This window comes from Streptomyces sp. Ru73 (assembly GCF_002920575.1).
Lineage (GTDB): Bacteria > Actinomycetota > Actinomycetes > Streptomycetales > Streptomycetaceae > Streptomyces.
Genome location: NZ_PQSQ01000136.1, coordinates 1 through 16684, shown reverse-complemented (window position 1 = coordinate 16684; position 16684 = coordinate 1). Strand labels below are relative to the sequence as shown.

The following is a 16684-nucleotide window of genomic DNA, read 5'->3' as shown; positions in this document are numbered from 1 at the left end:
GGGCCGGATCGTCCGGGCGCAGCACCGTCACCGTGGGCGACGCCGGCAGTCCCGCGTCGGCCCCGAAGACCGCCGTCAGCTCCGCCTCCCGGTCCGCCGCGTGCACGACCGTACGGTGCACGGCGTCCGCCGCCCGGCCGCCGCGCAGCGCCAGCAGTACGCCGAACCGCCCGGTCGGCGGCGTCGCCGGCGGCAGTACGTCCGCCGCGGCGCGGACCCGTCCGGCCGTGCCGGGGGAGTCCCCGGTCAGCCCGGCCAGCGTCCACGGATCGACGCCAGCGACCACCATGTCGGCGTCCTCGACCCGCCCGTCGGCCAGCTCGACGCCGGCCGCCCGGCCGTCCTTCACGACCAGCCGCCGCACCTCGGCACCGAAGGTGAACTCCACCTTCCGGGCCAGGCAGCGCTCGTACAGCGCGGTGGCCAGGGCACGCAGCCCGCCGCCGACGTACCAGCTGCCGAAGGTCTGCTCCATGTACGGCAGGACCGTGGCGCTCGCCGGGGCGGTGCGCGGGTCGAAGCCGTACGCCAGGGCGTGGCTCTCCAGCAGCGCGACCAGCCGCGGGTCCTTCAGCTCCAGGGCCGCGACCTCGGCGAGGGTCCGCGCGGGGCGCCGCTTGAACAGGCCCTTGCGGCCCACGGCCGGGTACGGCTCGCGCCCGAGCACCTGCCAGTCGGACCACAGCGGCTCCTCCAGCAGCGGCCGCCGGGTGCGGTCCCAGGCCTCCCGCGCGCGGCGGAGCAGCTCGCTCCAGCGCTCGCCGGCGCCCGCGCCCAGCGCCCGGTCCAGGGCCTCGGTGACCCCGGCCCGCGAGGCGTTCGGCAGGGTCACGTCCGTGCCGTCGGGGAAGACGTGACGGCTCGCCGGGTCGACCTGGACCAGGTCGACGACGTCCTCCAGCGGCTCCTTGCCGGTCTTGACGAAGAGGTCGCGCTGCACGGCCGGCAGGTGCAGCAGCCCGGGGCCCGTGTCGAAGCCGAAACCGGCGCGCTCGAACCGCCGCAGCGAGCCGCCGTAGGTCTCGCCACGCTCCCACACCGCCACCCGGTGGCCCGCGACGGCCAGCCGGGCGGCGGCCGCCATCGCGCCCGTCCCGGCGCCGATCACCGCAATCCGTGCCATGTCCGTGACTTTATCGGCGACCACTGACAACGCCGCCGGGCGCCCTCCCGCACCTGGCCCGGGCTCCCTCCCGCACCGGCGTCGCGCGTCGGGTGCCCGGGCGGCTTCCCGCGCCCGCCGGTCAGCAGAGACCGCTCAACAGCCCCCGGGCAACAAAAAAGCGCGCTGCCCTGGCGCGGATCGTTCCCCCTTCGATCCGACCAGGACAGCGCGTCCCCCGTTCACTCCGGGTCGCCCCGGAGCCCCCGTGCTTCCCCCGTTCTCCCCGGGTCTCCCCAGGGATTCCCCCGTGCTCCCCCCGTGGAGCGAGGAGCCCCGTTCCCCCGTGACCCCCCGTGGAGCCCCGTGTCCCCCGTGGCTCCCCCTGCCACGTCGGGGAGCCCGCACCGTTCCGCCGCCCCGTGTCGGCGGTACCGGCGCCGGCTTCCCCTCCGTGGTCTCCACTTTCCCGTCCCCGCAGGTCGCGGCCCATCCGCGTACCTACTCATCTCGCCTCCTGAGTACGTGTACTCAGGGCTGGGTGCTCATCCTCAGGGCTGTCCCGGGGCGGCCACGGCCCCCGGGCCGTCCTCGCCCTGACGGCCGCTCACCCGCCCCTGGAGGAGCCGGGAGAGCGCCGCGTGCACGTCGTCGATCGACCGGTCCGGCTGGAAGGACTGCCAGTCCAGCGCGGCCACCAGGACCATCCCGAAGAGCGCCGAGGCGGTCAGCGGGACGTCGATCTCCTCGCTCAGCTCGCCGGCGGCCACCGCCTCCCGGATGACCCCGGCGACCACGGAGACGGCGCGTTCGCGCACCATCATGAGCGTGGACTGCCACGCGCGGTTCGTGCGCCACAGCTCGGCCACGTAGAGCTGGGTGAGCGCGGGGTACTGCGAGATGAACTGCAGCCCCGCGTGGATCATCGCGTCCAGCGCGTCGACCCGGGAGCCGCCGCGCTCCGCCACCTCCTCGGCGGCGTTCTGGAGCGAGCCGGCCAGCATCTCCACGCCGTGCCGCAGCAGCTCTTCGAAGAGCACGTTCTTGCTGGAGAAGTTGTAGTAGACCGTCCCCTTCGCCACGCCCGCCCGCTCGGCGATCTCGTCCACCGTGGTGGAGGAGAAACCCTGTTCGGCGATGAGCGTCACCGCGGCCTCGAAGAGCTTGCGCCGGGTTGCCTCGCGACGCGTGTTGGAGCTGTCCATGGAGGCGATTGTGCCCGTTGCGGGCGGCACCGCGGCGTCCGCCCTCACCGGACGTGACGCGGCGGTGACCCGCCGGGTCCCGGACGTCGCCGCCCGGGACCCGGACGCCGCGGTGCGCGCGCTCACAGGCTGAGCTCCGGGTGCAGGTCCTTCATCCGTACGACCTGGCGGCCGCGCGCGGTCCACGTGGTCAGCGCGAGCGCGCCCACGGTGAACAGCGCCAGCACGATGCTGCCCTGCCAGACCGGCGTCAGGTCACCGCCCGTGATGAGGCGGCGCAGCCCCCCGACGATGTACGTCATCGGCAGGTACGGGTGGAGCGCGTTGAAGAAGCCGGGGCTGGTCTGGACGGGGTACGTACCGCCCGCCGAGGTCAGCTGCAGCATCAGCAGCGCCAGGACCAGGATCCGGCCCGCCGCGCCGAACTGGGCGTTCAGCCACTGCACGATCGCCGAGAAGCAGGCCGTGGCCAGGACCAGGAACCCGATCGTGCCCGCCGCGTGCATCATCTCCAGGCCCAGCCCGAAGTGCAGCACGGACATCAGGGCGGCGATCTGCAGCACCCCGATGGCGAAGACCGGGAGCCAGCCGGACATCGCGGTCCGCAGGGCGCTCGCGCCGGCCGCCAGCGCCCGCCGGTTCAGCGGCTGGATCAGCATGTAGGCGACCATCGCGCCGACCCAGAGGGACAGCGGGATGAAGTACGGCGCGAAGCCGGTGCCGTAGTTGGGCGCCTTGTGGGCCGAGTCCGAGGCGAGCTGCACCGGGTCGGACATCACGTTCGTGCGCGTGTCCCGCTGGTCCTTGTCGTAGTCCGGGATCTTCTTGACGCCGTCGTGCAGCCCGCCGGCCAGCTTCGAGGAGCCGTCCGAGAGCTTGAACATGCCGCCGTTCAGCGTGTCGGCGCCGTCCTTGAGCTTGCCCACGCCCTCGTCCAGGGCGCCGGCGCCGGTCTGCAGCCTGCCCAGGCCGTTGTCCAGGTCGGTGCCGCCCTTCTTGGCGGTGCCGGTGCCCTTGTGCAGGTCGCCCGCTCCGGTGGCGAGCTTGTCGGCGCCGGTGGCGACCGCGTGCGCGCCCTTGTTGAGCTCGTTGACCTGCTTGACGGCGGTGTCCAGGTCCTGGCCCAGCGTCGGGCCGTGCTCGGCCAGGGTGCCGGCCAGCGTGTGCAGGTCGTTCAGGTCCTTGCTCAGCTTGCTGAGGTTCTTCTCGTTCTTGACCAGCCGGCTGACCTCTTCGGTCTTGTCGGCCGCGGCATCGGCCTTGTCCCGCATGTCCATGAGCGTGGTGCAGGACGGGTCGCGGTCGGTCAGCGGCTTCTCGCAGCGCAGCTTGTAGAAGGTCGCCACCTGGTCGGCCAGCGCACGGGAGGCCGTGGCGCCGTCCGAGGCGGCCTGCGGGAGCTTGTCGAGGTTGTCCCGTACGGCCTGCGAGCCGTCGGCCACGAGGCGCGCGGCGTCGCCGATCTCCTTGCCGTGGTCGCGCACGAACGGGCCGTACTTCTTGTCGGCCGCGTTGACCTTGTCGGCGAGCTTCTGAGTGCCGTCGGCCACCTTGCCCGCACCCGTGGAGAGCTTGTCCGCGCCCGTGTCGAGCTTGCCGGCCCCGGAGTCCAGGTCCTTCAGGCCGTTCGCCAGGTCGTGGCTGCCCTTCTTGGCGGTGTCCACGCCGTCGGCCAGGTCGCCGCTGCCCTTCTTGGCGTCGCCCAGGCCGTCCTTCAGGTCGCCGGTGCCCTTCTTGGCCTTCCCGATGCCGCCCTTGAGCTCGGAGGCGCCGTCGGCCGCCTCCTTGGTCTTGTCGTGCAGGTCGGAGAAGGAGACGAAGATCTTGTCGAGGAAGCCGCGCGAGGACTTCGCGGAGGCCGCCGCGCGCACCTCGGAGAAGACCGACCGGGAGATCTGCCCGACGATGTAGTTGTTCGCGTCGTTCGTACGGACCTTCAGCTCGCTGGTCACCGGGTCGTCACCGGAGCTGGACGCGATCCGCTTGCTGAAGTCCCCGGGGACGGTCAGCGACAGGTAGTACGCGCCGGACTCCAGCCCCTTGGAGGCGTCGGCGGCGCTGACGGGGTGCCAGTCGAACGTGTCGCTCTCCTTCAGCCCCTTCACCAGGTCGTCGCCGGCGTTGATCTTCTGGCCGTCGGCCGAGGCACCCCGGTCGGAATTGACCAGCGCGACCGGGATCTTGTCCAGGCGTGAGTACGGGTCCCAGAAGGACCACAGGTAGAGCGCCCCGTAGAGCAGCGGCAGCAACAGCAGGGCCACCAGCGCCGCGCGCGGCAGCTTCCCCCTGCCGAACCGCTTCAGCTCAAGCGCGGCCAGCTTCGGCGAGCGCATCCGCCGCCCCCTCCTCGTTCTTCGTGTTCTTCTCAGTCCCGGGCTGCTCCTCGGTGCCCGGCGCCGACTGCGCTTCGGGTGCCGTCCTCGCCGGCTCCTCGGGCCCGGCCTCCGGTGTCTCCGGTTCCGGCGCGGGCCGCGGCTCCTCGGGGCGGCGGGCCGTGGAGACCACGACCGCGTCCTCGGGTGCCTCGCTGCACACCGCCAGTACGGTCGTGCCGGCCGCCGCCAGCCCGCGGAGCATCGCCCAGGCCTGCTTGCGCTCCTCGTCCGAGAGCTTCATGTCGGTGTCGTCGACGGCCAGCAGCCGCGGCCGGCCGATGAGCGCCAGTGCCACGGACAGCCGCAGCGCCTCCAGCCGCTCCAGGTCCCGTACGGAGGTCCGTACGCCCTTGGGCAGCGTCTCCGGGTCGAGCCCGGCGGCCTCCAGCGCGGCGTCCACGCGGCCCTTGGCCTCGGCGCGGCGCTCGCGGCGCGGGCGCAGCAGTGCGCGCACCGGGCCCCCGAAGCGGCGCTGCAGCAGCGCCCGCTCGTGCAGGTGCTCGGCGACCGTGAAGGCCGGGTCGAGCTCGGAGACGCCGGGTACGTGGGCGAGTGCCGTGACCGCCCGTACGGCGGCCATCTTCTTGGGCAGTGACAGGCCGCCCACCCGGGCCTTGCCTGCGGCGGTCTTCATGCGTCCGGTGAGCGCGAGCAGCAGACACGTCCGGCCCGAGCCGGACGGCCCCTCGATCGCGATCAGTGCGCCGGGCTCGGCCGTGATGTCGACGTCCTGGAACGCCCAGCCGCGAGGTCCCTTGACCCCGAGTCCCTGGGCCTTGACCGCCGCCCCGTGCGGGGTGCTGTCCACGTTCCCTCCCTCTTGAACTGACCAGTCAGTTCAAAAAGTATGACGCACCGCCCCGGGGTCGACGCAAGCCGGGCGGGGGATTCCTGGCGTGATCTCGACTACAGCCGCATCCGTGCAGGTCAGGGCGATTGTCAGTGGGGTGCCTCACGATGGTGTGTGCGGTTCCGAACCGTTATGCGACGACAGGAGGTTCGTCATGGCAACTCGTCCCCATGGGGCTGGTTCCGCTGCGTACGGTCCCCCGAGCGATGTCCATCCCGTTCTGCGCCGGACGGGCGCTCCGCCCGCCGCCCTCGACCTGCTCGCCAAGGCCCAGCGCGGCCTGGACGAGGCCGCCTCCCTGGAGACGCCCAACGAGCGCTTCGCGACCGCCCACCTGGCCGCCCTGCGCGGCGCGGCCGCCGTCCTCGCCGTACGGGGCCGCCCCGAGCCCACCCTCCGCCGCCGGCAGCGCATCCGCAGCGCCTGGGAGGTGCTGCCGGAGGTCGCGCCGGAGTTAGCCGAGTGGAGCGCGCTCTTCGCGGCCGGTGCCGAGCGCCGGGCCCGCGCCGAGGCCGGCATACCCGGCGCGGCGGGGCCCCGGGAGGCCGACGACCTGCTCCGCGCCGTCGGCCACTTCCTCCGCCTCGTCGAACGCCTCCTGGCCCTCCAGCCCCTGCTCCCGCCGCCCCGCTCCCGCGCCGGGTGACGGACGGGACCGGCGCGACCCGCCGACGGGGCACGGAGCCCCGGCGGTCAGCGGGCGGGAAACGCACGGCCCTGCGCCCCGGCAGGGGTGCTAGGAAAAGCCGGGCGCATTCCGTTGCGCAGTGAATGAGCGCCCGCCGCCGTCGGGCCCCGCACGCTTCCCGGCGCCCCTTCCGTCCTTTCCGTATTCCGCGGAGTTCCGGCCCGCCCGTTTCACGGGGCTGCCGCGCCTCCCGCCTTTTCCCTGCCCGGCAGCGGCCCGCCCCGCTCCTTTTCTGTCGGCGGGGCGAGCCGGAATTCCTCGCCGGACCGCCCGGCCCGGCGGGAACCGGAAAGCGTCCCCGGGCGTTCCCGTGGCGTGGACCGGCGAAGCCGGAAAGCCCGCCGGAAAGGACCGCGGGGCACCCCGCGGGGTGCCCCGCGCCGCCTCCCCGTGTGGCCCCGGCCTGCTCCGGCGACGCGGAGGCGGCGCGACCCCATAGGGTGGGAGGCGCCTCATCAGTACATGTCCTCGCGAGGAGCCACCCGCCGTGTCTGACCCGCTGCGCCCGCGCGCATCCCTTCGTACCGCCGTGGTCTGGGAGGTCCTGAAGGACGCCCTGGAGCGCCGGGCCAAGGCCGCCGGGCGTGACGCCCTCGACGTGCTGGACACCGGCGGCGGCACCGGCAACTTCGCCGTGCCCGTCGCCCGCCTCGGCCACCGCGTCACCGTCGTCGACCCCAGCCCCAACGCGCTGTTCGCCCTGGAGCGCCGGGCGGCCGAGGAAGGCGTCGCCGACCGGGTGCGCGCCGTCCAGGGGGACGCGCACGGCCTGTTCGACGTCGTCGAGCGCGGCGGCTACGACGCGGTGCTCTGCCACGGCGTCCTGGAGTACGTCGACGACCCCGCCGAGGGCGTCCGCAACGCCGTCGAGGCGCTGCGCCCCTCCGGCACCCTGAGCCTGCTCGCCGCCGGCCTGGGCGGCGCGGTGCTGGCCCGCGCCCTGGCCGGTCACTTCACCGAGGCGCAGCGCGCCCTGAGCGACCCCGCCGGCCGCTGGGGCGAGGGCGACCCGGTGCCCCGCCGCTTCACCGCCGAACAGCTCACCGACCTGGTCACCCGCACCGGCCTGGCGGTCGGCGCGGTGCACGGCGTACGGGTCTTCGCCGACCTGGTCCCCGGCGTGCTCGTGGACACCGAGCCCGGCGCCATGGAAGCCCTGCTGAAGCTGGAGGCCGCGGCCGCCGAGCTGCCTGCTTTCCACTCCGTCGCCACCCAGCTGCACGTCCTCGCCGAGCGAGGCTGACGGGCCGTGAACCCCGCGCCGGTCGGGTGCGCGCCACGGGGCGGGCACCGACTGGCGGGTGCAGTCGGCCACAGGGCCCCCGATCAGCCGCTTCGCCCCGTATGATCGGAGGTACAACGTCCGGCATGGCGTGAGGGCGGTTGGGGAATGCAGGGTGCATCACCACCGGCCACCATGGTGGCGCGGACAGTGAATTGGCGTAGAGGGGCGGGTTTCACGGGGGCGATTCCCTGCCTATCCTGAAAGGGTCGCACCCGGTCGCCCCCCGCGACCGACGAGTAGGAGGACTCCGTGCCGCTCTCGGAGCACGAGCAGCGCATGCTCGAGCAAATGGAGCGAGCGCTGTACGCCGAAGATCCCAAGTTCGCGACAGCGCTTGAGGGAAGCGGGCTGCGTACGTACACCCGGCGACGGGTCTACCAAGCGGTCGCGGGCTTCCTGGTAGGTATCGCGCTCCTCATGGCCGGAATGGTCGCACAGCAGATCTGGATCAGCGTGGTGGGCTTCCTCGTGATGCTCGGCTGCGCGGTCCTCGCCGTCACCAGTTGGCGCAAGGCACCCAAGCCGGGTGAGCAGCGGACCGGCACGGCGGCCGCCCGGGGCGGGCAGCCACGCCGCACGGCCCGGTCGCGGCGCTCCATGATGGACCGGATCGAGGAGCGCTGGCAGCGCCGCAGGGACGAACAGGGCCACTGATCACGTCTTCTTCCGGACGGCCGGCGGAGCAGCCACCGGCCGTCCGCCGTCGCTCGCAGTCGCCAAGCGGTGTGGGGCGGCCCCGGACCCCCGGGGCCGCCCCACACCGCTTTCGTATGCCCGGACGGCCCGCAGCGGCCCCACGGCCCTCGGTACCCGACGGCTTTCGGCTGTCCGATGGTCTTCGGTGCCCGACGGCCTTCAGCTGCGTGGCCCGACGGCTTTCGGCTGTCCGATGGTCTTCGGTGCCCGACGGCTTTCGGCTGTCCGATGGTCTTCGGCGGGCCGACGGCCTTCAGCTGTCCGACGGCCTTCAGCGGGTCGACAGCCTGCAGCTGTCCGACGGTGCTCAGCGGGCCGCTGAACGGCCCGGCAGCCCCGCGCGGAGCCGCCCGAGCAGGGCGGTGGTCCGGGCGGAGGCGGCCCACAGCAGGCGGGCGGCGGAGGCCGGGGCCAGCAGGGCGCGCAGCCGCTGCCGGCGCGAGGCCGCGGCGTGCAGCCCGGCACGGACCCGCCGCACGTCTCCCGCCAGGCCGGGCGCGTCCTGCGGATGCGGCGCGTAGAGGGCCTGCTCCACGGCGCCGGCCACCCGGTGCGCCGCCTCCGCCGCGGGCCCCGTCAGCTCACCGACCCGTACGATCCGCTCGGCCGCCTTCCGCGGCGTCAGCGCGTCGTCCGGCACGATGCCGTAGTCCCAGCCCGAGTCCACCAGCTCCCGCCAGGGCGCGAGCACCCCGGCCCGGACCTCGGCCTCCCTGGCCAGGACGCCGGACGCACCGGCCCGCACGTCGGCCCCGCCCGCCGGGGCGCCGGGCGGCTGGGGGAGCCCCCGGGCGGCCCCTGTGACGGGCTGCCCCGGAGGCCGGGGCCCGGCAGCGGGACCGGCCCGGGCGTCCCCGAGGCGGCGGGCGCGGCTCCGTATCCGCCAGAGCAGCGGTACGGCCGGCAGCAGCAGCACCAGCAGCACGGCGAGCACCCCGGCGGCGACCGTGCCGGGCGCCGGCCCGTCGTCGGCCGGACCGCCACCCGACGCCTGCGGCAGCGCGCCGCACTCGGCCACCCGGCGCTGGTCCGGCGGGCAGGTGCCGCCGTCCGCCGACGGCTCCGGCCGCGGCGCCGCGGTACGGCCCGGCAGCGGCTCGGCCCGGCCGGGGGTGTCCTCGTCCGGCGCGTCGGCGGTGACCGTGTAGTCCGGCACGCTGCCCCGGCTCGGGGTCGGCTCGAAGCGCGTCCAGCCGATGCCCTCGAAATACAGCTCGGGCCAGGCGTGCGCGTCCTTCAGGCCGACCGAGTACGAGCCGTCGGCCCGCTTGCCGCCCGGCGTGAAGCCGACCGCGACCCGGGCAGGTATGCCCAGCGTGCGGGCCATCGCCGCCATCGAGAACGCGAAGTGGACGCAGAAGCCCTGCTTCTGCTCCAGGAAGCGGGTGATCGCCTGGGTGCCGCTGCCCGCCCGGACCTCGGTGTTGTACGTGAAGCCGCCGCGCAGCGCGAACCAGTCCTGGAGCCGCACCGCCTTGGCGTACGTCGAGTGGGCGCCCCGCGTCACCCGCTGAGCCGTCCGCTGGACCACCGGGGGCAGCGAGGCGGGCACCCGGGTGTACTCCCGCCGCAGCGCGGCACGCGGCGGCGGCGCCTCGGCCAGCTGCCGGGCCGTCGGGCGCACGATCAGGCTCTCGACCTGGTAGCGGACCGCGCGGGTGTTCTGGCCGCGGTCGCCGACCAGGGTGCGGCCCTCGGGCTCGAAGCGCCAGCGGCCCGGTATCTCCACCCGTGAGGCGGGATAGGGCATGGGCAGCCAGTTCTGGGCGTACCACTCGGCGGTGGACACCGAGGTGTTCACCGCGGTCGTGTCCACGTCCGGGGCCAGGCCGGGCGGGGCCGGCAGCCGGTCCGGCACGTCCACGACCGTGCGCTGCGACGGCTTCCAGGCCGCCCCGTCGAACTGGTCGAGGGCGACGATGCGGAGGTACAGGTCGCGGGTGTCGGGGGTGGTCGTGCGGTAGTTCAGGACCTCGCGGTCCTCGGGCTGGTTGAGGCTGTCCTGGAGGGAGACCAGGGGATTCACCGCGGAGATCGTGCCGCCCTCGGCCCCCGTGACGCCGCGGCCGCTCATGTCCAGCAGCCCGCCGCTGAGCGAGGGCAGCGCGGCCGGGACGATCAGGGCGATGCCCAGGGCGAGCGCGCCGATCCGGCGGCCCGTGCGGACCGGGGCCGGTGCGGTGCCGCCCGGGGGCACGGGCCCCGTGGCGTACGGGCGGCCCTCGGTCGTCGGGCCGCCGCCGAACACCCTGCCCCACCGGGACAGCCGGTCCCGGCCCTCGGCGAGCAGCAGCAGGAGGTATCCGGCGGCGGCGACCAGGAACCACAGCCAGCCCGCGCCGTTCTTGGACAGCCCGGCGGCGACGGAGTACAGCGCGAGCAGCGGCAGCCCGGCGGGCGCCGCGCTCCGGTACGTCACGGCGAGCGCGTCCACGATCAGGCCGATCACCAGGACGCCGCCGACCAGCAGCAGCCGGATGCCCGTGGTGACCGGCGCCGGAATCGCATACCGGCCGACGTCGGCCGCGCCGTCCTGGAGGAGCAGCCCGAACTCCCGGAAGGCGTCGGGCCCCGGCAGCAGCCCGGCGACCGCCTGGCCGCGGGCGAACAGCAGCGTGAGCAGCAGCAGCCCGGCCAGGGCCTGGGCGGCGACGGTCAGCGGCCGGGCCAGCGGGACCCGGCGGGCCAGCGCGCCGACCGTGACCACCAGCCCGAGCAGGCCAGCGGCCTGGAACATCCAGCCGATCGGCTCCACCAGCGGCAGCAGCGCACAGGAAGCGCTGAGCGTCGCCACCATCGCGCACACCGCGAGCCGCGCACGCCCGCTCATCACCGCACCCCCTTCCACCCGACGGCCCCGGGAGGCCCACCGGAACCGGCAGGCCGACCAGGCCGGGGAGGCACACCAGGGCCGCCGGGACTGCCGAGACCGCCGGGACTGCCGGGACTGCCGGGACTGCCGAGACCGCCGGGACTGCCGGGACCGGAAAGCCCGCCGGACCCGCCGGGTCTGCCGGGCTCGCCGAACCCTCCGGGACCACGTAGATCACCGGACCCACCGGGGCCACCGACCCCACCGGCCCCGTACGGATCGCCGGGCCCGCCGTGCCCGTACGCGCCGCCGCCCGCCGGAGCGTCCCTCGGCGTCCGGCCGGGGGCACGGGCGGGGTCGGCCAGGCGCCACAGGGCGGGGAGGGTGTCCCGCGGCGTCACCGGGAGGGCCGTCCAGCCGGCCTCGCCGAGGAGGCGCAGCCGGTCGGCCATCGGGAGCGGCGCCGGCACCGCCTCGGAGCCGGCCGGTCCGCCGCCCCAGGCGTCGCCGTCCAGCACGAAGGCGACCGCCGAGCCGCTGCGCCGGCGCATCCGCCCCACCAGCGCGGCCTGCTCCTCGTCCAGGTCCCCGAGGAAGGCGATCAGCAGGCCCTCGTTGCCACCGCGCAGTACGTCGTACGCGCGGGACAGGCCGGGCTCCTCGGAGTGCTCGACGACGGCCAGCGTGTCCAGGAGCAGCCCGGCCGCGTCCGCTGACGCGGCGCCGCCGGAGAACCCGCCGGCCCCGTCCGTGCCCGGCACGGAGCTGCCGGTGTCGGTCAGCAGGCGCACCGAGAAGCCGCGCTCCAGCAGGTGCATCGCCACGGAGGCGGCGCCCGCGACCGCCCATTCGAACGGCGAGTCGGGCCCTGCGCCCCGGTGGGCCGCGTCCCGGGTGTCCAGCACGATCGTGCAGCGGGCCTGCTGGGGCTGCTCCTCGCGGCGGACCATGAGCTCGCCGTAGCGCGCGGTGGAGCGCCAGTGGACCCGGCGCAGGTCGTCACCGTGGCGGTAGCCCCGCGGGATCACGTCGTCGTCGCCCGCCAGCGCGAGCGCCCGGTGGCGTCCGTCGCCGTACCCGGCGGCCTCACCGGCCAGTCGCACCGGGGGCAGCGGCTCGACCCGGGGGACCACGGTCAGGGTGTCCTCCGCGCTGAAGGAACGGGTCAGCTCGCACATCCCGAACGGGTCGGACAGGCGCAGCTGCAGCGGCCCGAGCGGATAGCGGCCGCGCAGGTCGGAGCGGACGCGGTAGGACAGCTCGCGGCGGCCGCCCGCCTCCACCCGGTCCAGCACGAACCGTGGCCGCGGCCCCAGGACGTACGGCACGCGGTCCTGCAGCATCAGGACGCCGGTGGGCAGCCGGGAGACGTTCTCCACGCGGAGCCGGACCCGGGTCTCGGCCCCCGCGGAGATCCGCGCGGGGGAGAGGCTGCGGCTGCCCGCCACCCGGTAGCGGGTGCGGTGCAGCACGGCCACGCACACCAGGGGGAGCGAGGCCAGCAGCAGGCCGACCCGGAGCAGGTCGGCCTGGCCCAGGACGTACGAGCACACGGCGGCGGCGACGCCGGCCGCGAGGAACGACCGGCCGCGCGTCGTCAGTCCGGCCAGCGCGGCCCGCAGCCCGCCGTCGGCCGGCAGACGCGGCGTCGCGGAGCCGCCGCCCGGCGGCCCCTCGGTCCCCCCGCTCGCGCCCGGCATCAGTAACCCCGCGGGGCCGACGGCCACTGGGCCGAAGGGTCGGGGACGGGCGTGTGGTGCAGGATCTCCAGGACCACCTGCTCGGCGGAGCGGCGGTTCAGCTGGGCCTGGGCCGTGGGCAGCAGACGGTGCGCGAGGACCGCGACGGCCAGCGACTGGAGGTCGTCCGGGAGCACGTACTCCCGGCCGGCGAGGGCCGCCGCTGCCTTGGCGGCCCGCAGCAGATGGAGCGTGGCCCGCGGGGAGGCGCCGAGCCGCAGGTCGGGGTGGGTGCGCGTGGCGGCGACCAGCTCGACCGCGTATCTCCGCACCGGTTCGGCCATGTGGACCGTGCGCACCGCGTCGACCAGCTGCACGATCTCGTGCGCGTGCGCGACCGGGTGGAGGTCGTCCAGCGGAGACGTTCCGCCGTGGACGTCCAGCATCTGCAGCTCGGCCTCGGGGCTGGGGTAGCCGATCGACACCCGGGCCATGAAGCGGTCCCGCTGCGCCTCCGGGAGGGGATAGGTGCCCTCCATCTCCAGCGGATTCTGGGTGGCGACCACCATGAAGGGGCTCGGCAGGGCGTACGTCCGGCCGTCCATGGTGACCTGGCGCTCCTCCATCGCCTCCAGGAGCGCGGACTGGGTCTTGGGGGAGGCGCGGTTGATCTCGTCCCCGATGACGATCTGGGCGAAGACGGCGCCCGGCTTGAACTCGAAGTCGCGCTGCCGCTGGTCGAAGACGCTGACGCCGGTGATGTCCGAGGGCAGCAGGTCGGGGGTGAACTGGATACGCCGCACGGAGCAGTCGACGGACCGGGCCAGCGCCTTGGCGAGCATGGTCTTGCCGACGCCCGGCACGTCCTCGATGAGGAGGTGGCCCTCGGCGAGCAGCACGGTCAGCGCGAGGCGCACGACCTCGGGCTTCCCCTCGATCACGCGCTCCACCGACCGGCGTACGCGCTCGGCCGTCGCGGTCAGCTCGCCCCCCGGGCCCGGCTTCGCTCGCGAGGGGGAACCTCCAAGGCTCGCTGGATCCTCATAGGTCGTCACCCGGCCTCCCTCGGCACTGCCCCGCGCTGGACGAGCGGGGGCTTCCCCTGTCTCCGGGCCGGGCCTCTTTCCCGGTCCGGCCCGCCCCGATGCGGCGCCGCCCCGGCCGGGCCGGAACAACGTCACCTACGCATTCTTGCCGCCCGCGCGGCTTCGCGTCATGGGCTGTGGATAACTCGGGACGGCGCGGACCGGTCACCGGGCGGCCCGGTGACCGGAACGCAAGGGCGCCGGCACGTCGTCGACGCACCGGCGCACGGTGGGGTGGCGGGGGTCCGCGTCAGCCCTGCGGGTCGATCTCGCGCAGCAGGCCCGTCTTCACGTCGAAGACGAAACCGCGGACGTCGTCCGTGTGGAGCAGGAAGGGCGACGTACGGACGCGCTGCATCGACTGGCGTACGTCGGCGTCCAGGTCCTTGAACGCCTCGACGGCCCAGTTCGGCCGCTGCCCGACCTCCTCGGCCAGTTCGTGGCGGAAGTCCTCGGTCAGGGTCTGCATGCCGCAGTTGGTGTGGTGGATGAGCACCACCGAGCGGGTGCCGAGCGCGCGCTGGCTGATGGTCAGCGAACGGATGATGTCGTCGGTGACCACACCGCCCGCGTTGCGGATGGTGTGGCAGTCGCCGAGCTCCAGGCCCAGCGCTTCGTGGAGGTCGAGCCGGGCGTCCATGCACGCCACGACGGCGACCTTCAGAACGGGACGGGCGTCCATGCCGGGGTCCGTGAAATCGGCGGCGTATCGGGCGTTGGCCTCGACGAGGCGGTCGGTGACGGAGCTGCCGGACGGAGCGGCTGCGCTGTCGTCGGACGGGGACGGTGCCTGCGACTCGGATATCGACATAGCCATAAAAGTAATGGCTGCGGCGCCGGGGCACCGCTCGTGAGGCCGGGCATAGCGGATCAACGGGCCGGTCTGTGAGGTAACCCACAGGGGCGGTGGGGGCTCCTCCGTACGAGTGAGGAGCGTGTTCCACAACGGCCGGGAAAAGGCGGTTCGCAGGGCTCTCCACGACCGCTTCAGGACGCGCGCGACCAGTTGGTTGACCGAAGGAATCAGTGGACTAAAGTGGCGCGAAGTGGGAGGCGTGAGACTCTCCTTGGATCCCGGATCCCGCGCACGGAGCACCGAGGCCTCCGTCGGCCAACGGCAGGCGGGCACCTTCCCCGAGGGGGCGGTATCCGCCGCCCTCCTCATCGGAAGGCGCATGAACAGCAGCAACACCCGTCACGTCCCCGTCATGCTCCAGCGCTGTCTGGACATGCTCGCCCCGGCGCTCGCCGAGCCCGGTGCGGTCGTCGTCGACTGCACGCTCGGACTGGGGGGACACAGCGAGGCACTGCTGTCGACGTTCCCCGCAGCCCGCCTGATCGGCCTCGACCGCGACCCCTCGGCGCTGAAGCTCGCGGGGGAGCGCCTGGCACCCTTCGGGGACCGCGCCACCCTCGTGCACGCCGTCTACGACGAGCTGCCCGACGTGCTCGCCCGGCTGTCCGTGCCCCGCGTCCAGGGCGTCCTCTTCGACCTCGGCGTCTCCTCGATGCAACTGGACGAGGCCGACCGCGGCTTCGCGTACGCCCAGGACGCGCCGCTGGACATGCGGATGGACCAGACGACCGGGATGAGCGCGGCGGAGGTCCTCAACACGTACGCGCCGGGCGAGCTCGTCCGCATCCTGCGGTCCTACGGCGAGGAGAAGCAGGCCAAGCGGATCGTCTCGGCGATCGTGCGGGAGCGCGAGAAGGAACCGTTCACGAACAGCGCGCGGCTGGTCGAGCTGATCCGGGACGCGCTGCCGCAGGCGGCCAAGCGCACCGGCGGCAACCCCGCCAAGCGGACCTTCCAGGCGCTGCGCATCGAGGTCAACGGCGAGCTGTCGGTACTGGAGCGCGCCGTGCCGAACGCGGTGAAGGCGCTCGCCGTCGGCGGCCGGATCGCCGTCCTGTCCTACCACTCGCTCGAAGACCGGCTGGTCAAGCAGGTGTTCGCGGCGGGCGCCGCCAACACGGCGCCGCCCGGCCTGCCGGTCGTGCCGGAGCAGTACCAGCCGCGCCTGAAGCTGCTCACCCGGGGCGCCGAGCTGCCCACGGAGGCGGAGGTCGCGGAGAACCGCAGGGCGGCGCCGGCCCGGCTGCGCGGCGCCGAACGCATCCGGGAGGACAACGAGTGACCGGACCCGGGCGGCTTCGCGGTACGGGGGGCGGGCGGCTGGCCGCCCTGGTCCCCTCCGGGACGAGCACGGCGGCGCGCACGCCGTTCGTGCTGCTGGTCGTGGTGCTGCTCGGGTCCGGCCTGATCACCCTGCTGCTGCTCAACTCGGCGCTCAACCAGGGCTCCTTCGAGCTGAGCAGGCTGGAGAAGCGCACCACCGAGCTGACGGACGAACAGCAGGCCCTCCAGCAGGAGGTCGACGGCTACTCGGCGCCCGGCTCCCTGGAGAAGCGGGCCCGCGAGCTGGGCATGGTGCCCGGCGGCAACCCGGCCTTCCTGGAGCCGGACGGCACGGTGCGCGGCGTGCCCGGCGAGGCCACCGGACAGCCGGCCCCGATGGGGGCCCGGCAGAGCCTGCCGCCGGCCCTCTCCGGTACGCCGTCGGCGAAGCCCTCGGGGACGCCGTCCGCGGCACACTCGGGCGCGCCGTCCGCCAAGCCCTCGGGGACGCCGTCCGGCAGCCCTTCGGGGGCCGCGTCCGGCACCGCCTCCCCGTCGCCCTCGCCGACGGCCTCCGGCGGGTGACCCCGTGACGCAGGAGGCCGCGCCCGCGGGCGCCCCGCCCGCAGCCCGGACGGAGACGGAGGGGGAGCAGTGAGCGAACCGAGGGACCCCAGGGACCCCGAGAACCGGCGGGACCCGCGTGCCCGCCGGGGCCCCGCCCGCCCGACGGGCGCCGGGCCGCGCCGGGTCCCGCGCCCCTCCGAGGGCGGCGCACCGGGCCGCGG

The 16684-nt window shown here is 74.5% G+C and carries 13 protein-coding genes and 1 pseudogene; 6 read left to right on the top strand and 8 right to left on the bottom strand.

The genetic code is table 11. The annotated features are described in order from the left end of the window. Window positions 1-1123: NAD(P)/FAD-dependent oxidoreductase (locus C3486_RS34010; protein ID WP_103836721.1), on the bottom strand; the 1123-nt coding region annotated here is incomplete at its 3' end. Between the two features lie 530 nt (window positions 1124-1653). After that, window positions 1654-2307, bottom strand: a complete 654-nt coding sequence (locus tag C3486_RS34005) for a TetR/AcrR family transcriptional regulator (RefSeq protein WP_103836718.1) — start codon at window positions 2305-2307, stop codon at window positions 1654-1656. Between C3486_RS34005 and C3486_RS38410 the strand changes: the two genes are divergently transcribed. After that, the gene (locus tag C3486_RS38410; RefSeq protein WP_258053172.1) at window positions 2306-2440 is read left to right on the top strand and encodes a hypothetical protein; all 135 of its coding nucleotides are present in this window, start codon (window positions 2306-2308) and stop codon (window positions 2438-2440) included. The genes C3486_RS34005 and C3486_RS38410 overlap by 2 nt on opposite strands. On the opposite strand, the gene C3486_RS34000 is transcribed toward C3486_RS38410, so the two are convergent. Together C3486_RS34000 and C3486_RS33995 are read right to left on the bottom strand one after the other, a co-directional pair. Continuing rightward, window positions 2430-4640, bottom strand: a complete 2211-nt coding sequence (locus tag C3486_RS34000; RefSeq protein ID WP_103836717.1) for a YhgE/Pip family protein — start codon at window positions 4638-4640, stop codon at window positions 2430-2432. The two genes, C3486_RS38410 and C3486_RS34000, sit on opposite strands and share 11 nt — an antisense overlap. Further along, a complete protein-coding gene (locus C3486_RS33995) occupies window positions 4612-5490 on the bottom strand; it encodes an ATP-binding cassette domain-containing protein (RefSeq protein ID WP_103836716.1) in 879 nt (292 codons plus the stop codon). The genes C3486_RS34000 and C3486_RS33995 overlap by 29 nt, the downstream gene beginning before the upstream one ends. A gap of 196 nt (window positions 5491-5686) precedes the next feature. On the opposite strand from C3486_RS33995, the gene C3486_RS33990 reads away from it, so the two are divergent. The 3 genes from C3486_RS33990 to C3486_RS33980 all read left to right on the top strand — a co-directional run bounded on the left by C3486_RS33990 (window position 5687) and on the right by C3486_RS33980 (window position 8159). After that, on the top strand, window positions 5687-6178 hold the full coding sequence (locus C3486_RS33990; protein ID WP_103836715.1) for an SAV_6107 family HEPN domain-containing protein: 492 nt from the start codon (window positions 5687-5689) through the stop codon (window positions 6176-6178). Window positions 6179-6707: 529 nt separating this feature from the next. Next, on the top strand, window positions 6708-7463 hold the full coding sequence (locus C3486_RS33985) for a bifunctional 2-polyprenyl-6-hydroxyphenol methylase/3-demethylubiquinol 3-O-methyltransferase UbiG (protein ID WP_103836714.1): 756 nt from the start codon (window positions 6708-6710) through the stop codon (window positions 7461-7463). A gap of 291 nt (window positions 7464-7754) precedes the next feature. After that, entirely contained in the window at window positions 7755-8159 is a 405-nt protein-coding gene (locus C3486_RS33980) for a DUF3040 domain-containing protein (RefSeq protein ID WP_103836713.1), read from the top strand. A 349-nt stretch (window positions 8160-8508) separates the two neighbouring features. Here the strand turns inward: C3486_RS33980 and C3486_RS33975 are convergent, their stop codons facing one another. The 4 genes and pseudogenes from C3486_RS33975 to C3486_RS33960 form a co-directional block, all read right to left on the bottom strand. Next, window positions 8509-11031: a DUF3488 and transglutaminase-like domain-containing protein gene (locus C3486_RS33975; protein WP_103836712.1), complete on the bottom strand. Its 2523-nt coding sequence runs from the start codon at window positions 11029-11031 to the stop codon at window positions 8509-8511. A gap of 263 nt (window positions 11032-11294) precedes the next feature. Beyond that, a pseudogene (locus tag C3486_RS33970) lies at window positions 11295-12713 on the bottom strand (DUF58 domain-containing protein); the annotation flags it as partial. Beyond that, window positions 12713-13747, bottom strand: a complete 1035-nt coding sequence (locus C3486_RS33965; protein WP_103836711.1) for a MoxR family ATPase — start codon at window positions 13745-13747, stop codon at window positions 12713-12715. The pseudogene C3486_RS33970 and the gene C3486_RS33965, both read right to left, overlap by 1 nt. Window positions 13748-14027: 280 nt before the next feature. After that, entirely contained in the window at window positions 14028-14588 is a 561-nt protein-coding gene (locus tag C3486_RS33960) for a carbonic anhydrase (protein WP_103836710.1), read from the bottom strand. A gap of 364 nt (window positions 14589-14952) precedes the next feature. Here C3486_RS33960 and rsmH point away from each other — a divergent pair, with 364 nt between their 5' ends. Further along, on the top strand, window positions 14953-15915 hold the full coding sequence (rsmH, locus tag C3486_RS33955) for a 16S rRNA (cytosine(1402)-N(4))-methyltransferase RsmH (RefSeq protein ID WP_103836719.1): 963 nt from the start codon (window positions 14953-14955) through the stop codon (window positions 15913-15915). Further along, window positions 15912-16481, top strand: coding sequence for a hypothetical protein (locus C3486_RS33950; RefSeq protein WP_103836709.1), 570 nt, complete (start codon window positions 15912-15914; stop codon window positions 16479-16481). Before rsmH ends, C3486_RS33950 begins: the two co-directional genes overlap by 4 nt. Window positions 16482-16684: the final 203 nt, after the last annotated feature.